This is a genomic window from Bradyrhizobium sp. NBAIM08, assembly GCF_020193935.1.
In the GTDB taxonomy this organism is placed as follows: Bacteria; Pseudomonadota; Alphaproteobacteria; order Rhizobiales; family Xanthobacteraceae; genus Bradyrhizobium; species Bradyrhizobium yuanmingense.
In genome coordinates, this window is record NZ_JADYVR010000847.1 from 1 (window position 1) to 410 (window position 410).

Consider the following 410-nt stretch of genomic DNA (forward strand, 5'->3'; position numbering starts at 1 on the left):
CGAGACGGCACCCTCGTTGCCGGTCAGCAGGGGCGTGATGTCGCGGCCGTCGATGGTGCGATCGGTGGGGACCTCGCCACCGCACAGCGCCGCCAGCGTCGGGTACAGGTCCATCGACGTCGCCACCTCGGTGGTGGCACGGCCCGGGGCGACCGTGCTGGGCCAGCGGACGATGAGCGGGACCCGCATGCCGCCCTCCCAGGTGGTGCCCTTGGTCCCGTTGAGCGGGGCGTTGCTGCCGCCCTCGACACCCCGGGCCCCGTTGTCGCTGGTGAAGATCACGATCGTGTCGTCGGCGAGGCCGAGGGCCTCCAACTCGTGCAGCAGCACGGCGAGGGCCCAGTCGATGCACGCCACCGCCGCCCCGTACGCACCGTTCTCCGACGCTTGCGCGAAGCGGGGCTGCACGT

The 410-nt window shown here is 72.4% G+C and carries 1 protein-coding gene; it reads right to left on the bottom strand.

Annotated elements, in window-relative coordinates:
- The coding region (locus I6F37_RS42355; RefSeq protein WP_225154728.1) for a sulfatase-like hydrolase/transferase at positions 1-410 on the bottom strand (410 nt) is incomplete at both ends.